At 71.7% G+C, this 1,126-nt stretch carries 2 protein-coding genes; both read right to left on the bottom strand.

The genetic code is table 11. The features are described 5' to 3' along the window. The coding region (locus AB0N07_RS51695) for a ferrochelatase (protein ID WP_365848027.1) at positions 1 to 296 on the bottom strand (296 nt) is incomplete at its 3' end. After that, positions 296 to 1,012: a hydrogen peroxide-dependent heme synthase gene (gene hemQ / locus AB0N07_RS51690; RefSeq protein ID WP_350747859.1), complete on the bottom strand. Its 717-nt coding sequence runs from the start codon at positions 1,010 to 1,012 to the stop codon at positions 296 to 298. The genes hemQ and AB0N07_RS51695, both read right to left, overlap by 1 nt. Positions 1,013 to 1,126: the final 114 nt, after the last annotated feature.

Genomic DNA, 1,126 nt, shown 5'->3' with positions numbered 1-1,126 from the left:
GCGCACGGCGGCCATGGCGCGCACCGTGACCGGAATGAGATACGGCGCATTGGGCAGTCCGGGATGCCGCGCCCGCGCGTGACGTTGCGCAGGAACGGGATCACGTCGTCCTGGCCCTCGGGCCCGCCGAAGGAGGCGAGCAGCAGGGCGTCGTAGTCCTTGGGGGCCATCACGCCGCACACGTCGTAGTCGACGCCGGCGGCGGCCTTCTCGGGCGTCCGGAGGGCCGGGGCGACGCCGGCGTCCGGGCCGGTGTGGACGGGCGCGTCGGCGCGGGGCTCGGGGGCGGCGGTCATCAGGCCAGCACCTCCGCGATCTCGGCGGTCTCCAGACGGCGTCCGGTGTAGAACGGCACCTCGCTGCGCACGTGCAGGCGGGTCTCGTTGTTGCGCAGGTGGCGCATCATGTCCACCAGGTCCGTCAGCTCGTCCGCCTCGAGGCCCAGCAGCCACTCCCAGTCGTTCAGGCCGAACGCGCTCGTGGTGTTCGCCCACACCTGCGGGAAGTCCTGGCCGAGCTGGCCGTGCTCGCGGAGCATGCGGGCCCGCTCCTTCGGGTCCAGCAGGTACCAGTCGTACGAGCGCACGAACGGGTAGAAGCACAGCCACTTCAGGGCCTTGCGGCCCATGGCGAAGGCGGGGACGTGGTCCTTGTTAAACTCGGCCATGCGATCCGCGCCCATGGCCGAGAGCACCATCGTGGTGCCCTCGAGCAGACGGGTGCGGCGCAGCTCGCGGATGGCGGCCTGCAGGTCCTCGGGCACCTGGCCGTACATCCATACCATGACGTCGCCGGCCTCCCGCATGCCCGAGACGTCGTACACGCCGCGCACGGTCACGCCGGTCTGGGCCACCCGGGCGACGGCCTCGTCGAACTCCTTGGCGGCCCTCTTCGCGTCGCGGCCTTCCAGTCCCAGCCAGCCGGGCTCGCCCTGCGGGCGGGCGAACACGGTGTAGGTGGTGAACCAGTCCTTGCCGGCCTCGGCAGGGGTGGTGATGCTGTCCTTGGTCATGGTCCTCTTCCTTGAGATCCGATTGCGTCAGGGGTGGTCGGGGGGCGAGGTCAGCCGGCGGGTGACGCGTCGGCGCCGAGGGTGCGGTCCACGCCGGCGACGACGGCGGCCAGG

This window comes from Streptomyces sp. NPDC051172 (assembly GCF_040682555.1).
Lineage (GTDB): Bacteria > Actinomycetota > Actinomycetes > Streptomycetales > Streptomycetaceae > Streptomyces.
Note: the sequence above shows the minus strand (reverse complement) of the source record. Positions and strands in the feature narration are given on the sequence as shown.

Excerpts from the sequence above, each read along its gene's own strand:
- hemQ (WP_350747859.1), bottom strand. The coding sequence starts at position 1,012 with ATGACCAAGGACAGCATCACCACCCCTGCCGAGGCCGGCAAGGACTGG.